Consider the following 256-nt stretch of genomic DNA (forward strand, 5'->3'; position numbering starts at 1 on the left):
TCCAAGCTTGCTCTCCTCTCCCCCCCAATCCTTCCCTCCCGAGTGGCAGGGTGCTCGACGGGATGGCGCAGAAGGAGGCCAATGGCAGCAGCGACGGGGAGCACACCACCCGCCCGCCGCCGACGCCCTCGCCGCTCCGGTTCTCCAAGTTCTTCCAGGCGAACCTGAGGATCCTCGTCACCGGCGGAGCTGGCTTCATCGGCTCGCACCTCGTCGACAAGCTCATGGAGAACGAGAAGCACGAGGTCATTGTCGC

1 protein-coding gene is annotated in these 256 nt (G+C 65.6%); it reads left to right on the forward strand.

Features of this window, described 5'->3' with window-relative positions; all coding sequences use genetic code 11:
- Nucleotides 1–62 precede the first annotated feature (62 nt).
- Nucleotides 63–256, forward strand: a 194-nt coding sequence (locus tag PZC42_RS24960) for an NAD-dependent epimerase/dehydratase family protein (protein ID WP_277214321.1), incomplete at its 3' end; no start/stop codon positions are given.

The organism is Isoptericola croceus (genome assembly GCF_029382255.1).
Classification (GTDB): Bacteria; Actinomycetota; Actinomycetes; order Actinomycetales; family Cellulomonadaceae; genus Isoptericola; species Isoptericola croceus.